The organism is Nocardiopsis xinjiangensis YIM 90004 (genome assembly GCF_000341145.1).
GTDB classification, from domain to species: Bacteria; Actinomycetota; Actinomycetes; order Streptosporangiales; family Streptosporangiaceae; genus Nocardiopsis; species Nocardiopsis xinjiangensis.
Genome location: NZ_ANBE01000003.1, coordinates 432,586 through 456,282, shown reverse-complemented (window position 1 = coordinate 456,282; position 23,697 = coordinate 432,586). Strand labels below are relative to the sequence as shown.

The following is a 23,697-nucleotide window of genomic DNA, read 5'->3' as shown; positions in this document are numbered from 1 at the left end:
GTACTACCCTGCCAGCCGGCCCCAGGCCAGCCACGAACAGACTTACAGGTCGGTATGCACCGGCGGCCGCGAGACGTAGGAGCGTGTCGCACAAGTAGGCGGGAGAGAGCGCGCAGGTGTCGAGATCGAGGTCATCAGTAGAACGCTGGGACACGCGAAGCCGAGCTTCACGAGTGATTACTGCGGGAGCGTGCTGCCGCCGATGGAGCGAGAAGCTGCTGAGGTGAGGGCGCGTTACCTCGACGCCGGTGCCGGAGCGCGGCGTGACAGGGCTCCGGAGTCCGTCGACACGAGTGGTGCCGGGGAGGCGTGAGTGCGTGCCCAGTGCGTGCTGAGCCGCCAAAAAAGAAACCTGGGACCTTCCGCAGTGCGGAAAGCCCCAGGTCATGGTGCGGAGGATGAGGGATTCGAACCCTCGAAGGGATTACTCCCTAACCGCATTAGCAGTGCGGCGCCCTAGGCCTCTAGGCGAATCCTCCTGGCTGCGTTCAGCCTACAGGCCACGGGAAGGGCGCGCAAAACGGAATGCCCAGGCAGGACTCGGGTCTGTGGCGCACGCCATGGGTCCGGGGCCTGCCCGGGGCGGGGCGGCGGTCCGGTGCCTTCCCGGTGCGGCGCTGGTCAGGTGGTCGTGCGCTCGATGATGAGGTCGGCGTCCTGGCGGAGCTTCTCCGTGGCCCGTGACAGGGTGCTCTTGACCGTTCCGAGCGTGACCCCGAGGCGTGCGGCGATCTGGACCTCGGTGAGGTCGTCGTAGTAGCGCAGCACCACGGTCGCGCGCTGGCGGTCGGGCAGGCGGTCGATGGCGCGGGCGACCACGTCGGCCAGGTCGCTGCGCCGAGTGGGGTCCTCCACCCGCTGCTCGGGGATCTCGTCGGTGGGGAAGACCTCCAGACGGCTGCGGCGCCACTCGGAGATCTGGGTGTTGACCATCGCCCGCCGCACGTATCCGTCCAGGGCCCGGGGGTTGGTGATGCGGTCCCAGGACAGGAAGGTCTTCACCAGGGCCGCCTGGAGCAGGTCCTCGGCGTCGGCATGGCTGTTGGTGAGGTTGCGGGCCATGCGGAGCAGTGCCGGTCCCCGCTCGGAGACGTATCTGCTGAAGTCGTCGAACTTGGGGCTCTGGGTGGTCCCCGCCACGGCGATCACCGACCCTCTCCGTGACGTGATGTTCCTTCTATCCCTTTTCTCCTTTTCACTGTCACACAGCACCTGCAAAGGCTCGGGAGTATGGACGCCACGTACTCGTAAACCGACATTTCTCCGGGCCACGTGCGCGGCACGCCATGGACACGAACCGGTGCGTACCGGCGTGTAACCGGAGTACGAGGGGCCACGTCGGCAGAATGGGCACAGAGGACGAGTCGGGTGACAAGGGGGCGCTAACGACATGTCAGTGACGACCGAGAGCGGGCGGGACCGGGCACGGTTCACGGCCGCGGTACTCGGACCCGACACGGCACCCGTGCCCACACCGATCGGGATCCGCGTGGCACGCGGTGTGGTGGTCGGCGTGACCTCCTACATGCTGTGCCTGGCCACCGCACGGGGTGAGGAACGGTTCTTGTTCGAACGGGTCACCACGTTCTGGCGAGGCGGCGAGGTCGGGTCCGAGGACCTGCGTGTGGGCGACGACGCGGTCGTCCGCTGTTCCCGCGACGGGCGCCTGGTCGCCGAACGGGTGTGGGTCCAGCTCGCCCGAGCCACGGGTGTGATCGTCGACCGGCAGGGCGATGCGGTCGTCATCGACCCCGGACACGGGCGGCAGCGCCGGTCCGTGGTCCTGCCCTACCGCACCTCCGGGCGGATCGCCGTGCGGCACCCGCGACTGGTTCCGGGGCACGTGTTCGACGCCGTCGGTGTGTGGCGCGACGGTGAGGTCTGGGCGGCCCGGCCCGCGACCACCCAACCGCCCTACCCGCTGCGGGCCGCACCGCACCGGCCACCGGTGCGCACGTACACGAACACACTCAACGGCATCGCGACCTGGTACGACCCGTCGTGGGGCCGGTCCACGCACCTCGACCCGCGGGCCCTGGCCACCGGCGCGGCCTACCCGGCCCTGGACCGGGAGAGCCACACGCCCGGCTGTGACGCCCGCACACCGTGTGTGCCGCTGCCCCAGCTGTCGGTGGGGGCACGGCTGAGCCTGCGCAACGACTGCACACGTGAGACCGGCGTGCTCGACGTTCTCGGCTGTGCCGCGTCCGACAGCTGGCTGTGCGACCTGTGCCCCACGTGCGGCGGTCAGGGCGCCGGACGCGTCGCCTGCCTCACCCTGGCCTCCTTCGTCGCCTTCGGCGGGAGCCCGGAGGAAGGGTGCTTCAACGCCACCGTGACCGTAGCGACCGGGGAGGGATGAGCATGCCCGCGGAGCTGATGCAGACCGTCGAGGCCGCCAGGGAGGTGCAGCTGCCGCTCCTGGCGGCGCTGCTGGCCCTGGGGGCCGTCGCCAAACTCACGCCGCGCAGCTCCGGGAGCGGCCTCGCCGTCCTGGTCCCCGAACGGCTCAGGATCCCGTCCACCGTCGCCGTCGGTCTCTTGGAAGCGGTCCTGGCGGGCGGACTCCTCGTGGCAAGCGGTCTCCTGGGGGAAGGTACCCGTGCCCTGGCCGCGGCGGTCTTCGCCGGGTCGACTGCCGTGCTCCTGCTCGTGCGGCGCCGCGCCCCCGAGGCCGGGTGCGGGTGTTTCGGCGGACTCAGCCGTGAACCCGTCGGGTGGCGCACCCTCACCCGCGCGGGCCTGCTGTCGGCGGCCGCACTGGCCACGCTCGGACTGGCCCCCACCGGGGGGAGCGTGCTCACCTCGTTCACCTGGACCCACGCAGCGGTGCTCGGGACGGAACTGCTCGTCCTGGCCGCGCTCAGCCCCGAGCTGCGCATCCTGGCCACCCGGATCCTGCGGCGGGAACCGTGTGAGCTGCGCCGGCACCCGGCCGGCCGGGCCCGGCGCCGACTGCACCGCAGCGAGGTGTGGCGTACCAACCGGCCCACACTGCTGTCCTCGGAGCCCGAGGACCAGTGGCGGCACGGTTGCTGGCGGTTCCTGCGCCACGACGGGCTTCGGCACGGGCGCAGGGTCGACGTCGTCTTCGCGGTCCGCTCCGGAGGCAACCGCAACACCGCGGTGCGGGCGGTCGTCCTCGACCGGGAGAGCCAGGACGTGCTGGCCTCCTACGGGGTCGTCTCGACCCGGCCTCTGCCCGGGCCGCCCCGCAAGCTACCGGCTCCGCGCCGGGCTGCACGCCAGGAGGCCGGGCTCCGGGCCGGGGCCGAGGCCGAGCGCACACTGCACGAGGCCGTGGAGAACCGTTCCGGCGACCCCTGGAAGGACCCGGAGGCCGGGCGTCCCGTCTGAGCGCGGGCAAGGGAGGTGCGGGCGACGCAACAGCAGACGGTGCCGGCCGGACGCGCAGAGGTGTGTCCGGCGGGCATCGTCCGCCGCGGTGGTCTCCGCCGAACGCGCAGGGCGTGCGCGCCGGGCACGCCCTAGTCCAGCGTCTGGTTCTGCCGGTCGATCGCGGCCTCGGTGAACCCGACCAGCATCTCCTCGTACTCGGCGGGGTCGCCGTCGCCGATGACGGAGGTCGTACCGAGTACGCCGTCGTTGCGGTAGAGGACGCTGATCATGCTGCTGAGCTCGCCGTCGGTCTCCACGTCGATGCTGTGGGCGCGTGACTCCTCACCCATCTCCTGAAGGTCCAGGTCGCCGACGCTGTAGTCGGAGCTGGTGCCGTCCTCGTAGGTGGCGGTGTATTCACTGCAGTCCTCCGGAGGGGTCTCGTGGAGCGCGTCGGAGGCCTCCTCGGGCGGCAGCTGCACCAGCAGGCTGGTGACCGCGCCCTCCTCCCACTCGTAGGTGGCCACGGAGGTGGGAGCGTCCTGGACCGTGTCGAGGTCGCCCCACCGGTTGGTGGCGTCGACGCACTCGGGTTTGTCCAGTTCGGTGCCGTCGCGGATCTCGGCGCTGTACTGGACGGTGGTCAGCTCCGAGTACGTGCCGGACTCACCGCCCTCGGAGACCTGGGTGACGTCCTGGAACTGCAGGAGCTGTGCTTCGTGCAGTCGGTCGGCGCCGCCCTGTACCTCGGCGTCCCCGCCGCTGCACGCGGTCGCGCCCAGCGCCAGGGCCGCGGCCGCCGCCAGGCGGAGCCCGTTCCGGACGGGGACGAGGTGGGAGGATGATGGGAGGCTCGAACGGTTTTCCTTGTGACCAGCGTCGACCCGGTGGGACTGTGGGGGACGATGGCATGAACGCATGGTGTTATCTCCTCGTTTGTGCAATATTGCCGCTGGGAGCGGTGACCGACCCCAGTTGCTCAGTGTGATTCGGGGTTAGCACAAAGTATTGAGGAAGGACGAAGGTGTCGGAGTCGAAACCGCCATATCTACGGTCCGTACTGGAGAGCATCCCGGCCTACAAGCCCGGAAAGAAGGTCGTCGGTCCCGACGGGCGCTCCATCAAACTGTCCTCCAACGAGAGCCCCTACGGGCCGCTCCCGTCGGTGCGTGATGCCATCGCACAGGCCTCCGCCGAGCTCAACCGCTACCCCGACCCCGGGGCCGCCGAGCTCACCGCGGCCCTGGCCGCGCGCTTGGAGGTGCCCGAGGGCCACCTCGCTCTCGGTGCCGGCTCGGTCGGTCTGCTCCAGCAGATCCTGGAGGCCGTCGGTGAACCCGGCGCGGAGCTCGTCCACGCGTGGCGCTCCTTCGAGGCCTACCCGCTTCTCGCCGAGCTGTCGGGTGTGACCTCGGTGCGTGTGCCCCTGCGCGAGGAGACCCACGACCTCGACGCCATGGCCGACGCCATCACCGATCGGACCCGCATGGTCCTGGTCTGCAACCCCAACAACCCCACGGGCACCGCCGTGCGCGAGGAGGAGCTCACCGCTTTCCTCGACCGCGTTCCCGACCACGTCCTGGTCGTACTGGACGAGGCCTACCGCGAGTACGTGCGCGACCGCGACGTGCCCGACGGCCTCTCCCTGTACCGCGACCGTCCCAACGTGGCCGTCCTGCGCACCTTCTCCAAGGCTTACGGCCTGGCCGCGGCCCGCCTGGGCTTCGTCGTCGGCCATCCGCACCTCGCCGGGGCCGTCCGCAAGACCCTCGTGCCGTTCGCGGTCAACCACCTGGCCCAGGCCGCCGGGGTCGCCTCCCTCGCGGCCGAGGAGGAACTCCTGGAGCGGGTGCAGGCCACCGTGGAGGAACGCGCACGCGTACGCGAGGCCCTCCTGGAGGCCGGCTGGACCGTGCCGCCGACCGAGGCCAACTTCGTGTGGCTCCGCCTGGAGGAGGACACCCTCGACCTCGCCGCCGCCTGCGCCGACGCCGGGGTCTCCGTGCGGCCCTTCGACGGCGAGGGTGCCCGCGTCAGCATCGGCACCCCGGAGGAGAACGACGTCTTCCTGTCGGTGGCCACGAAGTACCCCGGCCGCCGCTAGGTGTACTGCCCCGAGAGGCCAGTGACGGGGCCGCACTGATCCACCGGCTTCTCCGAGGGGCACCGGAGCAAGGTCCACAGGACCGGCTCCGGTGCCCCTCTTCTCGTGCGCTCGTGCCTCGCGCTCCGCCCCTGCCTGCCCAGCGCCCCGCCATGCATCGGCAAGCCGCTCCGTCCCGCCGGGCAAGCGGCCCACCAAGGGTGCCGTGCTCGCGCCCGAAGCCCCTGCCATCCAGAAGCAAGCAAAGTGCAAGAGGCCGTCCCGATGCTTGATCACGCGTTCCGCACCGGCGGAGGGACGCGAGACGGCAGTCTCCGTCTCCGCCGCGGCCGGTGCGGCGGCGTATCCGTAGAGACCGATCCTTGCGAGCAGGGGACCACTTCCATGCAGGCAGAGCCCAGGGACACGGAGACCGAGGACGAGCACCACGATGCCGTGTGGTCGGTTCGTCCACGTCTGCGACACGATGTCCTCTTCGCCGACACCGGGTCCGGTGTGCTGCTCAGGCACGCCGAGGCCAGCTTCGTCGTCAAGGGGCGCAGCGCCTACCGCTTCTTCTCGGCCCTGTCCCCTTTCCTCACCGGGCAAGCCACCGTGGAGGAGCTGGCAGAGGTGGTCCCGGAGCAGCAGCATCCGATGTTGCTGGGACTGGTCCGCACCCTGATCGACCGGGGTTTCGCCCGTGACCGGGACCCCGCCCCCGACGGCACTCTCGACGAGCGCGTCCGAAACCGCTTCCGGCGCCAGATCGACTACGTCGAACATTACGTCGACGGGGCCGGGGGCCGCTTCTCCCGATTCCGTGACCTGCGTGTCCTCGTGGCCGGTGAGGGAGAGGTCGCTGAGTGGGCGGTTCTGTCCCTGGTCCGGAACGGTGCGGCCGCCGTACACACCGCGGGCCCCGACCGGGTCGCGGACAGCGTGGCCGAAGAGGTCCGGGCCCTGGAGGAACAGGGATGCGTGGCTCAGGTACGCCTCACAGACCTCGTCCCCGCGGACATGCGCGCCAAGGACCTGACCGGATACGACGTGGTTCTGCTGGCCGACCCTCACACACCCGACCGGGTGTGGCGCCTGTGCGCAGACGAGGATGCCCCTCCCCTCCTGCCCGTCGTGGTACTGGGGGACCACGCGATGCTCGGCCCCTTCCATTCTCCCGAGGCCGACAGTTGCTGGACGTGCGCCCTCCTCAGGTACACCGACGCGGCTCCGGCCGAAGAGGCCGCGCGCGTATGGCGCGGCCTGGCGGTCGATGGGCGCTCCGCGGGGACCAGCAACCTGCCGGCTCCGCAGGCAGCGATGCTCGGCAACGCCTTCGCCTTCGAGGTGTTCCGATGGTCGACAGGCGTTCTGGGAGCCGAGACCGCGGGCGCCGCCCTCTTCCAAGACATCCGTACTCTCGATACTTTCGGTGAGTTCGTCCTCTCGCACCCCAGCTGCCCTCGTTGCCACGGTGGTACGAACACCGCGGACGCGTCCGTTCCCCGTCTGGACGAGGTGGCCCCCGAACCCTCTGACGACACCTCGGTGCAGCGCAGTTACGAGCAGGCCGAGCTCATGGTCGGAGCTCGGGCGGGGCTGGTGACCGAGCACCGCGACCTTGCCCTCCCCCAGTCTCCGCTGAAGGTGGGCAGGGTCGCTCTCGCCGGGCATGGGCGAAGCCCGTCCGAGGTCGCGCGCGCGGACATCCACACCACGTTGCGGGCGCGGCTGCGGACCTTGCGGGCCGCCGCCCTGAAACACGTCGGGCAGAACGCCGTGCTTCTTCCGGTGCCGGGTACCGGGACGCCGGTGCCGCTCGGTGTTTCCGGGATCAGTACCGCCACCGGGGCGTCCGAGACGCACAACGGGGAGGAACGAGCGCACGGGATCGGATTGGTCGACCGCAGCGTCTACGAGGTCCCGGCCGCGGCAGTCCATCCGTTCTCCGTGTTCAACGCGGCCGGAGCGTTCGAACGGACCCGCATGGGCGAGGGCGCCGGGAGCCGGCCGGAGCACGCGGTGCACGAAGCGCTCCTCAGCGCGGGTGCCTTCGATGCCCTGCGGACGGTGCTCGCCGGACACCCCGCCCAGAGGGTGGAAACGGGTACGCCCCCTGAAGGCAGTGAACTGGGCTTCTTGTCGAGTGTTGCCGAAACCATGGGGTTGAGCACGGAGATCTTGCGCCTGCCCGGGCCCGGGGCCGCTGTACTGGTCCGGGACACCGAATCGACGGTATGGGACATCGGTTACGGCACCACACCGGTGGAGGCGGTGACGGCTGCTCTGCGTGACGTGATCGCCCGTGTCCAGTACTCCGAGGCCGGTGTCGGGGCCGACGGAGTGGCCCCCGAGAGGATGGCGGCCCTGGATCCGCGAGCTCTTCCGGTGGGCGAGCCGGCCCCGCAGTGGTGGAAGGAGAACCTTCCTGTCACCGCGGAGCAGATCTGTGCCGGTTTCGCGCGCCAGGGCCGCGAAGCGATCGTGGTTCCCACCGCTACGCCCGATCTGGCCGCCTGCGGTGTGCACACGGTCAAGGTGTTGCTCACAGCAGCACTCGACACCACGAAGGACTCTGCGGCGCGATGAGGCAGACAGTGCAGCACGGAGCACACGCCGCGCAGGTGTGGGAGGAAAGCCCGCTGGAGCGGTTGCGGGCGAACCTGGAAGAGGCCCTGCGGACCGGGCCCGGTCCGGACGGCGCACGGGTCTGGGTCGGGCTCCTGGGCGAGCGTGACCTGTTGTGGGAACCGGATGAGCGCTGGTGGGAGGAGTTCGACAGCGGCCGCCCCACTCTGCCCGTCCTCCTGTACGACAGGTTCGTGCTCGTGGGGCCGGTCCGGGAAGGCGGAGACGGCCCCGCCTCGGGGTGCGGCGTGTGTCTTGCACGCCGATGGCAACAGTTGAGGCCGGATGAGGACCGCGACGCGCTGGAACACGGGAGCCGGATACGGGCCCACCGTGAACCGCCCTTCCTCACCGGGTTCGCTCTCGACACGGTCAAGGGCGTGGTCGCGTCCTTGGCCTCCGCCCCCCAGCGCGAGGCAACCGATGTACAGGGCAACAGATATGTCCATCGCGTGGACCTGGCAGACCTCAACGTGCGCCGCTGGCCCTTGATCGCGGACGCCTACTGCCCGGCCTGTGGCGACATCCCCCCGGATGCTGCGGAGAACACGGCTCCCGCGCTCGTCGCACGTCCCAAGAGGGCGCCCGGCCACGACAGGACACACTCGGTATCGGAGTACCCGGTCTCCGAGGAAGCCCTGACCAACCCGGTGTGCGGGGTTCTGGCCGCGCGGGGCATACCGCGCTTGGAGAACACGACCACCGCACCGACGGTGGGGTATGTGTCCGTACGCGGTTCCGGTTATCTGCACCCCTCCTTCTGGGGCGGGCACGCAGACACCTACGGCGGCAGTTTGCGCCTGGGGCTGCTCGAAGGGTTGGAGCGCCTCTCGGGCTTGGCGCCCAGGAACCGGCGCCCGACCGTCGAGAGCAGCTACCGGGACCTTGCACACGAGGCCCTCGATCCCAGGGAACTGGGAACCTACGACGACCTCTTCTACGACTACAACCCCGACTACCAGCGTTTTCGCGAGGACGCTCCGTTGAGCTGGGTCTGGGGGCACTCCTTGGTCCGGTACCGGCCCGTGCTGGTCCCCGAAGTCTCGGTGTATTACCACGGGAACGGTAGCGACCGAAAGATCGCGCAGGAATGCTCCAACGGATGTGCCACGGGCGGCAGCTACGAGGAAGCGGCTCTGCACGGGTTGTTGGAGCGTGTCGAGCGCGACGCCTTTCTGCTGGCCTGGTACGGGCGTCTCCCGGTGACGGAGATCGACGCGGACAGCTGGCACTCGCCCTCCTTGCGGTGGATGATTCGGCGGATGGCTCTGTACGGCTACCGCGCGCGGTTCTTCGATGCCCGTCCGGCGTTCGACATCCCGGTGGTGGTGGCGGTGGCCGAGCGCGAGGACGGGGGCCCGGGAACGCTCTGTTTCGGCGCGGGCGCGAGTCTGGACCCGGAGTCGGCTGCCGAGACCGCGCTTCGGGAGACGGCCTTCGAAGTACCCCATGCCGCGAGGTATGCCACGCGTGACCGAGCACAGTTGTCGGCCATGGCGTCCGATTTCACGCGTGTCAGGGAGTTGCCCGACCATCCGCGCCTGTACGGCCTGCCGGAGATGCGCTCCTACGCGGACCATCTCCTGGGTCCTCGGGGGACCGTCCCGCACACCGTCCCTGCGCATCGCGTCTACGAGCAGTGGTACCGAGAGCGGCCGAACACAGAGGACCTCACCGATGACCTGCTGTACTGCCGGGACGAGGTCGCCAGGGCCGGCTTCGACTGCCTGGTGGTCGACCAGACCTCCCCTGAACAGCGGCACAGCGGCGTGTGCACGGTGTGCGTTCTGACCCCTGGTCTCCTACCGATCGACTTCGGCTGGGACCGGCAACGGGCACTGCTCATGCCGAGGATCGGGCGAGTCGCCCGGGCCCACGGGTGGACCCGGGAGCGTACCCGTGAGGCTCTCTCGGCCGCCTCCCCGCACCCGTTTCCGTGAACCGCATGTGCGCAGCGGGCGTCCCCACCAGCCGAAGGAGCCAGCCATGTCAGTCGTGGACAGCTATGCCGAGGCCATCGTGCGGCGGGCCAGAGAACCGATGGAGCCGCAGGGGTTCGAACCCGATTGGGCCGACCAGCCCCGCAGACACAAGTACTATCCCGGGGCCGAGCACTACTCCCTCCCTTCGGCCACCCCGCTTCCCGGAACCCTGGACGAGGGCCTGGCCCCCGGTAGAAGCGCGGAGGCAACAGGCCGGTGGTCGGCCGAGGCACTGTCCGCGCTGCTCCTGGACTCCTACGGCCTCACGGGCCGTCGTCTGGCTGTGCACGGGAACCCGGATCTGAGAGGGATGCCGTGGTACCCGTCGGCGACATGGTCGAGAGGCACCGCCTCGGGGGGAGGCCTCTATCCCCTGGAGATCTACTTGGTCACCGGCCCCGGGGGACCTCTCACGCCGGGCGTTTACAACTACAGTTCTCCCCACCACTCCATGCAACGGCTCCTGACCGGAGACGTCACCGCGCACGTGCATCGTGCGCTCCCGGACGGAACGCCCCACACCGGCCAGTACCTGCTGGTTTCCGCCAAGTTCTGGAAGAACTCCTTCAAGTACAACAGCTTCTGCTATCACGCCGTCACCATGGACCTCGGTACGCTCCTGGGTACATGGCGGACGAGCGCCCGGGCAGCGGGTCTGGCCCTGCGTCCGTATCTGTGGTTCGACGAACCGGCTCTGGACCGGTTGCTGGGGCTGGACCACCTGGACGAGAGCGTCATGGCCGTGGTCCCGCTGCCGTGGGAAGGCAGCCGACCCGGGATCCCTTCTCTGCCGCCCCGTGTTCCCTCGGTCGGACTCGAAGAACGGGAGCGTTCGCGGGAAACAGTGGGTTTTTCCTGGGTGACCGAGGTCCATGAGCAGGCTCTGAACGCTCCTGCGGTCGAACCCGCCCCGGAACAGCTCGAAGAGGCCCGAGGCGTGCCGGTGCCCTCCTCCGGAGAAACCGACCACCAACTCTCCGAGCCACGGCTGCTCGAGGTTCCCGTCGCCTCCGCGTTGCGTGAACGGCGCAGCAGTTTCGGCCGGTTCAGCTCCTCACCGCCGATGTCGGAGGAGGACCTCTCGACGGTGCTGAGGGCCGCGGACCGAGCCGCCACCCTTCTGGGAGAGGTGGGCACGAGTCGGCTCTCGGTCTTTGCCAACCATGTTGCCGATCTGGCCCCAGGTGCCTACGACCACCTGCCCGAAGGGGCCCTGCGTCCGGTGCGTGAAGGCTCTGAAGCTGAATTCCTGCAGCGCAACTACTTCCTCAACAACTACAACCTGGAGCAGTGCGCCGCCGTCATCACGGTGATGGGGAGTCCTACCGCGATGACCTCGGCGGTCGGCCCACGCGGTTACCGGCTCGTCAACGCCGAGGTCGGTGCGGTTGCCCAGAGCGTGTACCTGGCGTGCGCCGCTCTCGGTGTCGGCTGCGGGGCGGCCCTCGGCTTCGACAACGTTTCCTACCGGGACGAGCTACGTATCGAGGACCGACAGGAATGGCCGCTGCTGATCCTCATGGTCGGCCACGAACGCGCAGGCCAACCGGAATTCGTGTACCGAAATGTCTGACGTCAATGACGCTGGAGCCACGATGACAGAGAACCCCGCGCCAGAGCGGCCACGTTCCCGGACCGCTGGGCGGTGGACCGGAACGGACGTGTTCATGCTCAGGGTGGGCGGCTTGCCGTGGTCGGCGGTCGAGGCACTCGCCTGCAAAGCGACAGCCGACTGGGCTGCCTCGATCCTGCGGGCCGAGGACCAGCTGAGCGATCGGGCGCACGAGGTGAGTGACATGATCGCTCCTCTGGTGACAGAGCACGAACACGCAACGCGTCGTACCTTGATCAACCTTCGCCGGGACGTGTTCAACCTTCGTCTTCCCCGGGACAGGGAACGAACGGCAGAGGCGCTGGCCCTTCTGCCGGACGGTGTCGCCGAGGCGGTGTCCGAATGGATTTCCCGCAGAGAGGCCCTCGAGGCGGAGAAGGCCCGGGGGGAGGACCTGCTCGCTGAGGAGATCGGACACCAACGTGAGCACCTCAGGGAACTCGCACAGGACCCCAGGCTCCGGGACGGCCTTCTGCTCGCCTCGCCCTCGTTGGAACGCCACCTGTCCACCTACCTCGATGCCGGATCCGGCCCCTTGCCCAAGCGTGCCCGGAAGATCGAACGCTCCCTGGTCGAGTACGTCATCCGGACCGCGTGCAAGACGAGCCCGTTCAGTACCTTGACCACGGTCGCGGCGGGCTCCTTCACCCCGGGTGTGGGACAGGCGTTCAGCTCCGATCCGCAAGGCATGGAAGGCCGAAGCCACGTACGTATCAACGTCGCGACGCTGGGCCGCATCGCCGATGCGGTGGCCGAGGACTGGGAGCGGCTGAGCGACCTGCCCGTGATCCTGTCCTCGGGGCACAGCCTCGACCACGAGAGGATCCGCTACGTTCGCCGGACCAAGGTCGGCAGCGGGAGCGACGCTCCCGGCGCCTTCGACTCACTGCGCGAAGAGCTCTTCTACCTTTCGCACAGCACTCTGCTCGACGAAGTCATGGACATATTGGAGAAGGAACCCCACCTTCTGCTCGGCGATCTCGTGGAACGTCTGGCCGTCCCTGAGGATCGCGACCCCGGCGAAGTGCGCGATTACGTCGAGACACTGCTCCGGCTGAGCCTGCTACGGCTACCGACCCTGGACGTGGACATCCACAGCGAGGACCCGCTCCGTACCTTCCGTGACGGTCTGGCCGCACGGCAACGTCCGTGGGCAGATCTGATCGTCGAGCAGCTCGACCACATCGCCGGCTCGGTCGATGCCTACGCAGGAGCGCGCACCCATGAACGCCGAAGGCTGCGGGACGGTGTCAGGGACTCGCTCGACCGGTTGATGGAATCGCTGGTGGCCGAACCAGCGGCGATGCCCCCGGGGATCCTCTACGAGGACGTCTCTCTCCCCGATCTCGACCTGCGTGCCGACAAGGAACTGTGGGACAAGACCCTCCTGGCCGATCTGCGTGCGCTGACGGGGATCCTGCCACTGTTCGACATGCTGCTGCCACACAGGCTCGTCCTCCTGGGGTTCTTCCGGGCCCGTTACGGTGAGGACGGGACCTGCGACGATGTGCTCACCTTCATCCACGAGTTCCACCGGGACATCTACGATCAGTACCTTCAGTCCAGCGCCGGCCGGCAGGACTTCGATGAGGACGGCGAGTACGTGCCTCTGGAGAACTGGCTGCGTATGCCGGAGATCGACGCACTGGACGAGGCCCGCAGAGAGCTGGTCGGCCGGATGCGCCGGGCCTACGCCGACCTTCCGGACAACGACACGGAGCTCGTCCTCGGCGACGACTTCATGGAAGCCGTGGCGGACAAGCTCCCCGACCCCGTTCACGAGCTCGACTCCCGTAGTTTCTTCGTCCAGACCGCCGAACGGGACGGGCAGTTCACGAGCGTGCTCAACCGCTCCTACAGCGGACTGACCCTGCTCTACTCACGGTTCCTCCACTGCTTCGAGCAGACGCGCGACCCGGCGCTCGTGGACGAACTGAGAGACACGCTCAAGGACGTCTGCCCCGAGGGAACGGTCTTCGCCGAGCTCACCGGTGGTCACGACACCACCAACCTCAATCTGCATCCTCCGGTCACCGAGTACGAGATCGTGTGTCCCGGTGAGTCCAGCTCACGCCCTCCCGAGGTATGCGTCCGCGTCGAGGAACTGCAGATCAGGCACACCTCCGAACGGGGGATCCACCTGTACTGCCCGCGGATCGACCGTGTGGTGGTCCCGGTCTATCTGGGTTTCCTGCTCCCGCTCGCACTGCCGGAGGTGCAACGGGCCCTGCTCCTGTTCTCACCGACCGCGATGGCGCCTCTGGACCTGTGGCAGGGCACCGACCAGCCTCTCGGTGACGCCGCGATCGGGGGCCACCCCCGTGTGCGCTACCGCGATCTGGTCCTGACCCGCCACACGTGGAAGACCGCCCCGGGACGTCTGCCCCGCAGGAATTCGTCCCAGAGCGACACCGAATGGTTCTTGGCCTGGCAGCGCTGGCGCTCCGAGCATCGGATTCCACGCCGGGTCTTCGCCACGGTGGACACCGCCGAAGCGGGGGACGACACCGACCAGGGCCCGACACACCCGTCCAAACCGCAGTACGTGGACTTCGACAATTTCTTCTCCCTCCAATTGCTGGACCACAAGATCGCCGGGTCGACGCGGCGCGTGGTCATGACCGAGATGCTTCCCGGCCCCGATGAGTTGTGGTTGCGGGGCGAAGAAGGGGGCCGTGTGAGTGAACAGACTGTCGAGATCACCCGGACCCCTGGTGCCGGGGCCGACGACGACCGCAGGAGCCAAAGATGACGCGAGCCGACGGTGCCGGCGCATGGATTGCGATGCACATCTTCTACGCAGCTGACGCCCGTCCCGTGCTGACCGAATGTCTGCGCCCCTTGGTCCGGGACCTGAGGGAACGGGGACTGCTGGATCGTTTCTTCTTCATCAACTACTGGCTGGAGGGCCAGCACGTACGGTTCCGTGTGAAGCCCAGGAGCCCGGAGTTGGAACAAGAAGTACGTGAGCGGATGGAGAGCGCCGTTTCGGCGTACCTGAAGAGGCGTCCTGCGCTCTATGACTACGACTCCGAATTCCTGCTCAGCATGTACGAGGACATGTTCCGGTTGGAGTACTCGGAGCAGGAGCGGATCGAGCGCTACGGCCAGGACGGGCCTATGCCTCTGCGGGAGAACAACACGTTCGCGTTCCTGCCCTACGAACCCGAGTACGCCAAGTACGGAGGACCGAAGGGCATCGAACTCGCTGAATGGCACTTCGAACGCTCCAGCGACCTGGTCCTGGACCTCCTGAACCGGACGAACACACATCTGCGCACCGCCCTGCTCGGTCTCTGCTCTCAGCTGATGATGGTCATGGGAACGACCTTCCTGCCGGACAGGAAGGATCTCGGTGCTTTCCTGTCCAATTACCACGAGTACTGGCAGCACGCATTCCAGATCGCCGGCCTGGCCACTGTCGAAAAGTACGAGGAGAACTTCGCCCAGATGTCCGAGCGCCTCTCCCAGCGCTTCCACGACATCGAGGCGGGCGTGCACGGGACGGACGGGAGCAACCTGAGCTCCTTCGTGCGCGACTGGGCCGAACACTGCGCCGAACTACGCGACCGCGTGGTCGACCTCAGCGCCAAGGGTGACCTGCTCTTCCCCTCGTGGGACCCCGAGCGGATGCGCCTTTCCGGCAAGGTCGGGGAGTTCCGGCCCGTGACCGACCCCGACGCCGCGTTGAAGGTCCTTCTGTCGCCCTACATGCACATGACCAACAACAGGCTGGGGGCGACCATCGTCGACGAGGCCTACCTGGCGTACCTGCTTGCGCGTGTGACGGGTGGCCGGCCGGCTCGTCCCACGGAACCGGCCTCATGACGCAGGACGCCGATCCGGCCGCGGCCCGCCCACGGGTCCGCGGGGACCTCGCCATCGGTCCTGCCCTGGTGCGCGGTGGCTCGATGATCCACCTGATCAAGGACCCGGTCTCGGGGAAGATGATGACGGTCGGGGCGAAGGAACACTTCATCATTGCCCGTCTCGACGGGCACAGCACTCTCGCCGACATCACGGACGAGTACGGTGCCGAGTTCGGTCGACGCCTCGACGACCGGGCCTGGGGCGGGATCATGGCGACGCTGGCCGGACGGTCACTTCTGGAAGGGAGCCCACCGCCGGAACCTGCCGAACCGGCCTCTGACAGGCAGAGACCGACGTTCTTCCACGCGAGGCTCCCCCTGGCGCGCCCCGGTCCATGGTTGGAGCGCGTCGCCAGGCGGATGGGCTGGGCCTTCTCCCCGGCCTTCGTGCTCCCGGCGCTCGCCGCTGCGCTACTGGCCTGCGCCACGGTCGCTCTGAACCTGGGCCCCCTGCTCGAGGCAGCGGCCCGGTTCAGGGACACCCCCTGGACCGGGATCATCGCCATCGCTCTCCTCTGGGGCGTGCTCGCCCTGCACGAACTCGGCCATGGTCTGGCCGCCGTACGGTTCGGTGCGCGTGTGGGCGACATCGGCATCGGGTGGCGGCTCCCCTTGCTCACCCCTTACTGCGCGGTCGAGGAAGTTCAGCTTCTACCGACCAGGCACCGGGTGTACATCGCTTTTTCCGGGGTCTTCGTCAGCCTTCTCGTCCTGCCCCCGGCCCTGGTCTTCTGGCTCCTGGCCCCGGAGGAGAGCAGCGCGCACGTGTTTGCGTCAGTGCTCCTGCTCTTCGGCACGGTCGCCGCACTGTCCAATTTCGTGCCGTTCTTCCGGTTGGACGGTTACTCCATGCTCAACCACGCCTTGGGGACGGAGAACCTCGCTCGGGATTCCACCGGTCACGTGCTCAGCGGCCTGCGTGAACGAGTGAGGGGCGTTGACCGGGTGGGGCCCCGGCCTCCGCGAACGATCCGGATCGCCTATGTGGCGTACGCGGTCTCGGCGGCTCTCTTCTACACGGCCCTCGTCCTGGTTTTCGCAGCCTGGTGGCTCGCCCTGTTGGCGCACTTCCTCGACTTGTGGGCGGCTGCGGGACTCCTGGTTGCGACAGCCCTCGCAATCACCGTCGGCTACCGGATCAACGTGGTCCGCAAGCGTGACCGGGACGGTACACAACGCCTGCCGAGAGACAAGGAAGGGATATGAATAAAGAAGATGGCGGCGTGAACGCCGTGGCCGTGGAGGCCTTGACCAAGGTCTACGGAGGCAAACCCGTGGTGGACGGGGTCTCTTTCACTGTGCGTGAGGGCGAGTTCTTCGGGATCCTCGGCCCCAACGGTGCGGGGAAGACCACGACACTCGAGATGATGGAGGGGCTGCGCAAGGCCGACGGCGGTTCGGTCTCCCTCCTCGGGGCCTCTCCCCACCCCCGAAACACCTCCCTGTTGCCGAGGATCGGCGTCCAGCTCCAGTCCTCGGCCTTCTTCGAACGCCTCACCGCGAAGGAACAGTTGGTCACGTTCGGTGCTCTCTACGGGGTGGAGGCGGACCGTGTGGACGACGTACTGGCGCTGGTGGGGCTCACCGAGGAGGCCCATACCCGGGAGGACAAGCTCTCCGGTGGCCAGCGCCAGCGGCTGTCGATCGCCTGTGCCCTGGTCCATGATCCCGAGCTCCTCTTCCTGGACGAGCCGACCGCCTCCCTGGACCCGCAAGCGCGCCGCAACCTCTGGGACGTCCTGCGCGGCATCAAGGACCGTGGCAAGACCATCGTCTACACCACCCACTACATCGAGGAGGCCGAGCGCCTGTGTGACCGGATCGCCATCCTCGACCACGGGCAGGTCATCGCGATGGACACCCCCGACGCGCTGGTCAGAGATCTGGACACCCGGGTCAGCATGGACCTTCCCCAAGGTGTGCTCAGCCTCGACGAGGTCCGCTCCCTTCCGGACGTGCAAGACGTCCGGGAAGAGGGGAGCAAGATCTGCTTCACCGCCACGGACACCAACGCCGTGATGCACGTACTCTCCGAGCGCGGAGATGCAGGCCACCTTCAGACCAGAACGGCTTCTCTGGAAGACGTGTTTCTCGAACTCACAGGAAGGGAGTACCGGTCGTGACCGCCTTCCAACAGATCTCCGTCGCGGTCGGCAAGGGTTTCGTCAGGGACAAGGCATCACTGTTCTTCACGTTCTTGCTGCCCCTGTTCTTCCTGGTCCTCTTCGGGATCCTCTTCGGGGCCATGGAAGGTTCGGAGAGCACTCTTGAACCCATCCAGTACATCGCGCCCGGGATCCTCTCCTTCGGTATCGCGATGTCAGCGGTGTTCGCCTCGGCCCTGACACTGGTCAGCTGGCGCGAGAACGGTCTGCTGCGCAAGCTCCAACTTGCTCCGGTCAGTCCGTTCACCATCCTCACCTCGCGTTTTTCCGTGACAGTGATCGTGGCTGTACTCCAAGCGGCCCTGTTCTTCGCCGTGGCCTTCTTGCCGTTCTTCGGCCTCCGTCTCGAGAGCACCTGGTGGATGGCGGTCCCCCTCTTCCTCCTCGGTGTCCTCTCGTTCTTCTCGCTCGGCATCCTCATCGGTTCTGTTTTCAAGACGGACCAGTCGGCCTCGGCAGCATCCAACCTGATCGTTCTTCCGTTGGGTTTTCTTTCGGGGACCTTCTTTCCCCTGGACTTCGCCCCGTCCTGGATGGACACGGTCTCCTTGGCCAGTCCTCTGCGGCACATGAACGACGGGATGCTGGCGCTCTTGGTGCGAGGGGAGGGGCCGGAGGCTCTGCTGGTGCCGTGCGGTGCTCTTCTCCTCTTCGCTCTGATCACCACAGGCCTGGCCGGATACTTCCTCACGAGGGGAGACCAGTGACACGGGGAGCCTCAGCCCGAACAAGAAGGTTGCAATGAGCCTGCAAGCCTTCGTTGGAATGATCGTGGATCGGGTGAGCGGCATCTGTCTCCTCGGAGGCATGGTCGTTCCCCGGGACACGAATCCCCCAACATAGGGAACGCTGATGACGAAAAAAACTGGCTCGGACCACCTGTCCGGTCTCAGAGGAGAGCTCGAGCTCTTGGAATCGGAGACCTTCGAGGTTCTCGACCTGGTCGAGGCCCGTGAGGAAATGCTCGGTAGCACCACTTCGACCACGAGCTGTACCTCCAGCTGTTCCAGCAGCAGTTGCTCCAGCACCAGTTGCTCGGGCGGCTGAGACCCTGCTGTCCCCCGACCACCACACCCGCACCGTGTGGCACGAGGCAGAACAGCTCGAGCGGGAGTTCTCGCGGTGAGGGACGGTCCGCTCCCCGGCCTTGTTTCCCTCGGTGACACTATCGGTACTCGGTGTCGTGGTTCTCAATGACGAGTGAAAGAAGATTGCATATGAGCCACTCCCTGTCCGGGCTGCGTCATGAGCTCGAGCAGCTCGAGTCGGAGACCTTCGAGGTGGTGGATTTCGCGGAGGCCTCGGAGGAGATGCTCGCGGGTACCACCTCCACCAGCAGCACCAGCTGCACCTCCAGCTGCTGCAGCTGCACCAGCTGCGCATCCTGATCTGTTCGCCCCCGCAATGAGTGAAAGAAGATTGCATATGAGCCACTCCCTGTCCGGGCTGCGTCATGAGCTCGAGCAGCTCGAGTCGGAGACCTTCGAGGTGATGGATTTCGCGGAGGCCCCGGAGGAGATGCTCGGTAACACCACCTCCACCAGCAGCACAAGCTGCTGTTCCAGCTGCACCAGCTGCACCAGCACGGCCAGCAGCTGTGCCTGACTGATGCAGCCGCTCGGGCCTGTGCCCCGGGAGCAAGGACTTTCGGGTATGGGCAGCCGACGGGTCTGACCGCCGCCGTGCCGGGGCCTTCCTCGGTACGGCGGTATCTTGCCGCGTGAAGGAGAGCAGGTACAGGTGCACGAGATGGGGACCGCCGAGGGCGGTCTGGCGTTCCTGACAGAGGGGTTGGACCGGCGCTGGTCACGTTCCGGACTTCCCGAGGACCTTCGTCCACGGGTCCATGAACTGGGGGTGGGCGAGGCGACGTCGAGTGTCGGCGGAAGCGGGCGCTCGGCGGTCTTCCTCACACCCCGTTCGGTCCTGATCGGTCCGGTCGGCGGGTCGGCGGGGAAGCCGTGCACACGCTGCTTGGCCGGCCGCTGGCAGCGGCTCCTCCCAGAGGCCGAACGCAGGGTCGTGGAATCCGGCATGAGCTTCGAGGCCCGGGCCGTCACCCCTCACCTCACCGATTTCACCGTCGAAGCCATCCATCTCTTGTACACGGAAGTGGCCCTCGAACCCCGCAATGACGCGTGGAGCGAGGAGACCGCCGACGTGTTCGAATTGTCGCTGACCTCGCGCACAGTGCGGACCTTTCCGCTGTTGGCCGACTCCGGATGTCCCCACTGCTCCGCTCCGGTGCCAGTGGTGCCCGAAGAGGCCCTGCCCGAGCTCCGGTCCAGGCCAAAGCTCCATCCTGACAACTATCGGCTCCGGGACCACACGGACTTCGACACCAGGACGGCCGTTTTCGTCAACCCTGTGTGCGGTGTCCTGGGGAGTACCGTCCACATCGAGTTGGCGTCACCGACCATGGCGCCCGCAGTCGGCAACATGCGGATCACGTCCGCTGGAATGCTGTTGGACGTGGGTTGGTCCGGACAGACCGACTCCTACGACTCGAGTCGCCTCGTCGGGATCTTCGAGGGGCTCGAACGCCATGCCGGTACCCAGCAGCGGCGCCACCACGACCTGATCACGGCGAGCTTTCGCGAGCTCGTGGAACAGGGGTCGCGTGTGTTGGACCCTCGGGAGTGCGGACTCTACGACGAGGCCTTCTACACCGAAGAACCCGGCCGGTTGAGCCCTTTCACCCCAGATCTACGGACCCGCTGGGTGTGGGGAAGTTCGTTGCGTGAGGACGAACCGATCCTGGTGCCCGAACAGCTCGTGTACTACGTGCGGGACGGTGAGCCCGGGGCCTTCGTGGACGAGTGCTCCAATGGGTGCGCGGTCGGGAGCACGCCGGAGGAAGCCCTCCTGTACGGGTTGCTGGAACTGGTGGAGCGCGATGCCTTCGTGCTCGCCTGGTACGCGGGGCTGGCCCTGCCGGAGATCGACATCGCTTCTCTGTCGTCCCCGGAGACCAGGCACATGATCGACCGCATCCGTTTGCACGGCTACGACGTGCGCCTCTTCGACAACCGTGTCGACCTGCCCTTCCCCGTGGTCAACGCCGTGGGTGTGCGCAGAGACGGAGGGCTCGGGAACCTGTGCTTCGCCGCGGGCTCGGGACTGGATCCCGCATCCGCCGTCCATTCGGCCGTCTCCGAGATCGCCACGTACATCCCGTCACTGGCATCGCGCACCGAGAAGAGGCGCTCAGAGGTCGAGGCCATGGTGGAGGACCACGACCTCGTGCGGGAACTGAAGGACCATCCGCTGCTGTTCGCTCTTGCCGACATGGCGCCGAGTACGGACTTCCTGTTGAGCGAGCGCGGCACACACTCTCTCAGTGAGCTGTACCGGGACTGGGAATCCAGGCGTCCCCGCAGCGGGGACCTGCTGGCGGATCTGCGCTCGTGCGTTTCGTTCCTGACCGAACGCGGTTTCGATGTCATCGGGGTGGACCAGACCTCGCCCGAGCAGGCTGCCGTCGGATTGTCCAACGTGGCCGTGATCGTGCCGGGCCTGACGCCCATCGACTTCGGTTGGCGCAAGCAGCGTGTGTTCACTCTGCCGCGCTTCCGGGAACTGGTGGAGCGGACCGCTGGAGCAGGGGCAGGGGTACCGAACCCGGTCCCCCACCCCTTCCCCTAGGTTCAGGAGCGGCGTCGGCGCACGAGTGTCACGATCAGCGGGGGGATACCCCAGAAACCACAGAAGAGCGCCCAGCCGAGCACACCCATCGGGTAGCCCATGACGAGGGCCGGGACCGCCCAGACGAAGAACGCGACCGCGGTGAAGATCCCCCAGCCGGCGAGAGGGCTCAGCCGGGACCCGCCGTCCTCCTCGGGCTCGTCCGCTTCCTCGGGACCCGGCCGCGGCTGGTGGGACCGGTCCGGGTGATTCCTACCGGTCGCGGCGAGGTCGGTCGTGAGGGTGGCGAGTTCACCGCGGGTCCGTGCCCCGAGAGCTGCGTCGACACGCTCGGCGTGCTCGTCCTGCGCCAGCCGTCCCTCCTCGAAAGCGGTCCGCAACATCGTGGTGGCGGCATCGCGATCGGCGTCGGAGACACGTTGCAGATCATCGCTGCGGTCGTCCTGCACGGTAGTCATCCTCCAGTTTCTTCGGCCAGCACGAGCGGGGCACGGGCCGTGATCACGACTTCTCGGAGCAGTCGGTAGACGCCGATGCGGTCGGTACCGCAATGGTGGATCAGTGAGGCGTCGTACAGCTCTCCCAGGGCTTGGTCGAATTCGGTCGTTGTTCCGGGGAAACCGGCGTAGAGCTCTCGCGCGGCCACCCCCTGTTGCTCGTCGGCGGCCAGATCGAGAAAGAGACGTTGGGCCGACCGGCTCACCTTGTCGAAGCAGTACAGGATCTCTTCCCGCAGCGAGAACTCCGATTCCGAAGCGGCCGAGAGCTGCTCGAGGGGTGAGGCCTCGAGCAGTGTGGCGAACTGGTCCAGTGTGAGGTGCGGGGTGGAGACGAATTTCGCCCCCGCCAAGCGGACCGCTCCGGGAAGACCGCCGCACGCGTCGGCGATGCGCTGCAGAACCGCGGGCTCCTGATCCTCGGCCTCCTCCCCGATGATGTGGCTCAGGAGCCGGACCGCGTGGGTGCGGTGCAGGGGAGCGAGACTGTGGGTCCGTGCCCCGTGGAAGGCGATCAGTCGGGGGAGCGCGTTGCGGCTGGTGATGATCACCCGGGACTCCGAGGACGGGGGGAGCAGGGGGACGGATTCCACGGAGTGGCGGACGCCGTCGATGACGACGAGGCAGGGGCGGTCGGCCACCACCGACTGCCAGGCGTTGAGCAGCGGGGCCTCGTGTGTGGTCCGGCCGGCCTCCGGGCCCAGATCCACACCTGCCTGCCGTAACAGGTCGCACAGGATCGCGGACCGGTCCCGGCGGCTCCCGTCGGGGCGGTCGAAACGCGCGAGGTAGACACCTCCGCTGAACCTGCCCTCGCAGCGCTTCGCGGTGCGCAACGCCATTTCCGTCTTGCCGACGGAGGGAGGACCGGTCACGACCACGACCGGGGTGTCGGTGTCGACGACCTCCTCGACCAGTGACTCGACCGTCTCGCACCGGCCGAAGAAATCGGGAGCGAGGGGCAGATGGTTGGGGCCGGAACGCCTCGGGACCGGGACCTTGCCGGACGGAGGAACGGGCGCCCTGCCGTCGGAGGGCCGTGGTCCCCGTGGGGCCAGGGTCGCGGTCTCGCCCGTGCCGTTCGGCGGGGACATGAGATCGGCCTGGCGCAGAACCTGGAGGTGGATCTCCTGCAGGCTCTGGCGGGGCTCGATGCCCAACTCGCTCGTGAGGTACTCGTGGACCTTGCGGTACTCGTTCAGGGCCTCCGTCGTCCGGCCGGAGCGATAGAGCGCTTCGATGAGCTGTTCCCAGTAGCGTTCGCGTTCAGGACGGTGAGTGATGGCTTGGCGGACCTGGGGAGCCAGGCCCTCGAAGTCTCCCAGGGTCAGATCGATGGTGAACCGGCGTTCGAGCACGTCGAACCATTGATCGTTGAGGGAGGGGGTCTCCTCACGGTGCAGGGTCTCCGAGGGGATGTTGGACAGCGCCGGCCCTTTCCACAGCTTTTCCGCCCGCACGAGCGCCGAGCGTTCGTTCTCCATCTCTCCCGAGGAGCGGTAGGAGGCGCCCTTCTCCGCGAGACGGCGAAAGACGAGCAGGTCGAGGGAGTCGCTGTTGGCGGGCAGGTTGATGGAGTACCCGCGAGGCATGGTGGTGATCGGGTCGGCGTCGCGGTCGTATTTCCGGAGCAGCCGTCGGAGCCGGAGTATGTAGGTCGGCAAGGTGACATCGGCGTTGGCTGGCGCCTCCTCACCCCACAGTGCGTACTTCAGGTAGTCGAGGGAGACGAAAGAGTTGCACTTGAGGAGCAAACTCGCGAGTATCGCGCTCGGTTTCGTGGAGGGTAGGACGACGTCCTCGCCGTCCGAGACGACGGTGGCTGGCCCGAGGATCTCGAATCTGTAGTTCATCGTTTCGTTGCCGTGCTTCGTCTG

At 67.5% G+C, this 23,697-nt stretch carries 19 protein-coding genes and 1 tRNA gene; 15 read left to right on the top strand and 5 right to left on the bottom strand.

What is annotated here, in order from left to right; translation table 11 throughout:
• Nucleotides 1–392: 392 nt before the first annotated feature.
• Nucleotides 393–479: transfer RNA gene (locus D473_RS0102540), tRNA-Ser, on the bottom strand.
• A gap of 142 nt (nucleotides 480–621) precedes the next feature.
• Complete coding sequence (locus D473_RS0102535) at nucleotides 622–1,149, bottom strand: SigE family RNA polymerase sigma factor (RefSeq protein ID WP_017607526.1); 528 nt, start codon at nucleotides 1,147–1,149, stop codon at nucleotides 622–624.
• A 241-nt stretch (nucleotides 1,150–1,390) separates the two neighbouring features.
• On the opposite strand from D473_RS0102535, the gene D473_RS0102530 reads away from it, so the two are divergent.
• Entirely contained in the window at nucleotides 1,391–2,362 is a 972-nt protein-coding gene (locus D473_RS0102530) for a hypothetical protein (protein WP_033352410.1), read from the top strand.
• Nucleotides 2,359–3,357, top strand: coding sequence for a MauE/DoxX family redox-associated membrane protein (locus D473_RS0102525; RefSeq protein ID WP_017607524.1), 999 nt, complete (start codon nucleotides 2,359–2,361; stop codon nucleotides 3,355–3,357). Before D473_RS0102530 ends, D473_RS0102525 begins: the two co-directional genes overlap by 4 nt.
• A gap of 131 nt (nucleotides 3,358–3,488) precedes the next feature.
• Here the strand turns inward: D473_RS0102525 and D473_RS0102520 are convergent, their stop codons facing one another.
• A complete protein-coding gene (locus D473_RS0102520; protein ID WP_017607523.1) occupies nucleotides 3,489–4,259 on the bottom strand; it encodes a hypothetical protein in 771 nt (256 codons plus the stop codon).
• A gap of 104 nt (nucleotides 4,260–4,363) precedes the next feature.
• Between D473_RS0102520 and hisC the strand changes: the two genes are divergently transcribed.
• The 13 genes from hisC (at nucleotide 4,364) to D473_RS0102450 (ending at nucleotide 21,323) form a co-directional block, all read left to right on the top strand.
• The gene (gene hisC, locus D473_RS0102515) at nucleotides 4,364–5,443 is read left to right on the top strand and encodes a histidinol-phosphate transaminase (protein ID WP_017607522.1); all 1,080 of its coding nucleotides are present in this window, start codon (nucleotides 4,364–4,366) and stop codon (nucleotides 5,441–5,443) included.
• Nucleotides 5,444–5,827: 384 nt separating this feature from the next.
• Nucleotides 5,828–8,011 (top strand): TOMM precursor leader peptide-binding protein, encoded by a 2,184-nt coding sequence (locus D473_RS0102505; RefSeq protein WP_017607520.1) that lies wholly within the window; start codon nucleotides 5,828–5,830, stop codon nucleotides 8,009–8,011.
• Nucleotides 8,008–9,990: a TOMM precursor leader peptide-binding protein gene (locus D473_RS0102500; RefSeq protein WP_152436735.1), complete on the top strand. Its 1,983-nt coding sequence runs from the start codon at nucleotides 8,008–8,010 to the stop codon at nucleotides 9,988–9,990. Before D473_RS0102505 ends, D473_RS0102500 begins: the two co-directional genes overlap by 4 nt.
• A 46-nt stretch (nucleotides 9,991–10,036) precedes the next feature.
• On the top strand, nucleotides 10,037–11,605 hold the full coding sequence (locus tag D473_RS0102495; protein ID WP_017607518.1) for a SagB family peptide dehydrogenase: 1,569 nt from the start codon (nucleotides 10,037–10,039) through the stop codon (nucleotides 11,603–11,605).
• 22 nt (nucleotides 11,606–11,627) lie between these two features.
• Nucleotides 11,628–14,396 carry a lantibiotic dehydratase gene (locus tag D473_RS0102490; RefSeq protein WP_026126529.1) on the top strand — a complete coding sequence of 923 codons (2,769 nt, stop codon included), beginning with the start codon at nucleotides 11,628–11,630 and terminating at the stop codon, nucleotides 14,394–14,396.
• Nucleotides 14,393–15,472 carry a lantibiotic dehydratase C-terminal domain-containing protein gene (locus tag D473_RS24040; RefSeq protein ID WP_033352405.1) on the top strand — a complete coding sequence of 360 codons (1,080 nt, stop codon included), beginning with the start codon at nucleotides 14,393–14,395 and terminating at the stop codon, nucleotides 15,470–15,472. The genes D473_RS0102490 and D473_RS24040 overlap by 4 nt, the downstream gene beginning before the upstream one ends.
• Entirely contained in the window at nucleotides 15,469–16,719 is a 1,251-nt protein-coding gene (locus tag D473_RS0102480) for a M50 family metallopeptidase (RefSeq protein WP_017607515.1), read from the top strand. Before D473_RS24040 ends, D473_RS0102480 begins: the two co-directional genes overlap by 4 nt.
• A complete protein-coding gene (locus D473_RS0102475) occupies nucleotides 16,716–17,636 on the top strand; it encodes an ABC transporter ATP-binding protein (RefSeq protein WP_033352403.1) in 921 nt (306 codons plus the stop codon). The genes D473_RS0102480 and D473_RS0102475 overlap by 4 nt, the downstream gene beginning before the upstream one ends.
• Nucleotides 17,633–18,385, top strand: coding sequence for an ABC transporter permease (locus tag D473_RS0102470; RefSeq protein WP_017607513.1), 753 nt, complete (start codon nucleotides 17,633–17,635; stop codon nucleotides 18,383–18,385). Before D473_RS0102475 ends, D473_RS0102470 begins: the two co-directional genes overlap by 4 nt.
• Before the next feature lie 145 nt (nucleotides 18,386–18,530).
• The gene (locus tag D473_RS0102465) at nucleotides 18,531–18,725 is read left to right on the top strand and encodes a hypothetical protein (protein WP_017607512.1); all 195 of its coding nucleotides are present in this window, start codon (nucleotides 18,531–18,533) and stop codon (nucleotides 18,723–18,725) included.
• 170 nt (nucleotides 18,726–18,895) lie between these two features.
• Nucleotides 18,896–19,066, top strand: coding sequence for a thiazolylpeptide-type bacteriocin (locus D473_RS26240; protein WP_026126528.1), 171 nt, complete (start codon nucleotides 18,896–18,898; stop codon nucleotides 19,064–19,066).
• A 37-nt stretch (nucleotides 19,067–19,103) separates the two neighbouring features.
• Nucleotides 19,104–19,283 (top strand): thiazolylpeptide-type bacteriocin, encoded by a 180-nt coding sequence (locus D473_RS0102455; RefSeq protein ID WP_017607510.1) that lies wholly within the window; start codon nucleotides 19,104–19,106, stop codon nucleotides 19,281–19,283.
• 108 nt (nucleotides 19,284–19,391) lie between these two features.
• Nucleotides 19,392–21,323 (top strand): TOMM precursor leader peptide-binding protein, encoded by a 1,932-nt coding sequence (locus tag D473_RS0102450; protein WP_152436734.1) that lies wholly within the window; start codon nucleotides 19,392–19,394, stop codon nucleotides 21,321–21,323.
• A gap of 2 nt (nucleotides 21,324–21,325) precedes the next feature.
• Here the strand turns inward: D473_RS0102450 and D473_RS0102445 are convergent, their stop codons facing one another.
• Together D473_RS0102445 and D473_RS0102440 are read right to left on the bottom strand one after the other, a co-directional pair.
• Complete coding sequence (locus D473_RS0102445) at nucleotides 21,326–21,781, bottom strand: DUF1707 SHOCT-like domain-containing protein (RefSeq protein ID WP_051042920.1); 456 nt, start codon at nucleotides 21,779–21,781, stop codon at nucleotides 21,326–21,328.
• Nucleotides 21,778–23,673, bottom strand: a complete 1,896-nt coding sequence (locus D473_RS0102440; RefSeq protein ID WP_017607507.1) for an AfsR/SARP family transcriptional regulator — start codon at nucleotides 23,671–23,673, stop codon at nucleotides 21,778–21,780. Before D473_RS0102440 ends, D473_RS0102445 begins: the two co-directional genes overlap by 4 nt.
• Nucleotides 23,674–23,697 lie beyond the last annotated feature (24 nt).

What these genes read in the sequence shown, in the direction of transcription:
- D473_RS0102530 (WP_033352410.1), top strand. Translation starts at nt 1,391, where the DNA reads ATGTCAGTGACGACCGAGAGCGGGCGGGACCGGGCACGGTTCACGGCC.
- D473_RS0102525 (WP_017607524.1), top strand. Translation starts at nt 2,359, where the DNA reads ATGAGCATGCCCGCGGAGCTGATGCAGACCGTCGAGGCCGCCAGGGAG.
- D473_RS0102520 (WP_017607523.1), bottom strand. Translation starts at nt 4,259, where the DNA reads ATGCGTTCATGCCATCGTCCCCCACAGTCCCACCGGGTCGACGCTGGT.
- D473_RS0102505 (WP_017607520.1), top strand. Translation starts at nt 5,828, where the DNA reads ATGCAGGCAGAGCCCAGGGACACGGAGACCGAGGACGAGCACCACGAT.
- D473_RS0102500 (WP_152436735.1), top strand. Translation starts at nt 8,008, where the DNA reads ATGAGGCAGACAGTGCAGCACGGAGCACACGCCGCGCAGGTGTGGGAG.
- D473_RS0102495 (WP_017607518.1), top strand. Translation starts at nt 10,037, where the DNA reads ATGTCAGTCGTGGACAGCTATGCCGAGGCCATCGTGCGGCGGGCCAGA.
- D473_RS0102490 (WP_026126529.1), top strand. Translation starts at nt 11,628, where the DNA reads ATGACAGAGAACCCCGCGCCAGAGCGGCCACGTTCCCGGACCGCTGGG.
- D473_RS24040 (WP_033352405.1), top strand. Translation starts at nt 14,393, where the DNA reads ATGACGCGAGCCGACGGTGCCGGCGCATGGATTGCGATGCACATCTTC.
- D473_RS0102480 (WP_017607515.1), top strand. Translation starts at nt 15,469, where the DNA reads ATGACGCAGGACGCCGATCCGGCCGCGGCCCGCCCACGGGTCCGCGGG.
- D473_RS0102475 (WP_033352403.1), top strand. Translation starts at nt 16,716, where the DNA reads ATGAATAAAGAAGATGGCGGCGTGAACGCCGTGGCCGTGGAGGCCTTG.
- D473_RS0102465 (WP_017607512.1), top strand. Translation starts at nt 18,531, where the DNA reads ATGACGAAAAAAACTGGCTCGGACCACCTGTCCGGTCTCAGAGGAGAG.
- D473_RS26240 (WP_026126528.1), top strand. Translation starts at nt 18,896, where the DNA reads ATGAGCCACTCCCTGTCCGGGCTGCGTCATGAGCTCGAGCAGCTCGAG.
- D473_RS0102455 (WP_017607510.1), top strand. Translation starts at nt 19,104, where the DNA reads ATGAGCCACTCCCTGTCCGGGCTGCGTCATGAGCTCGAGCAGCTCGAG.
- D473_RS0102445 (WP_051042920.1), bottom strand. Translation starts at nt 21,781, where the DNA reads ATGACTACCGTGCAGGACGACCGCAGCGATGATCTGCAACGTGTCTCC.
- D473_RS0102440 (WP_017607507.1), bottom strand. Translation starts at nt 23,673, where the DNA reads ATGAACTACAGATTCGAGATCCTCGGGCCAGCCACCGTCGTCTCGGAC.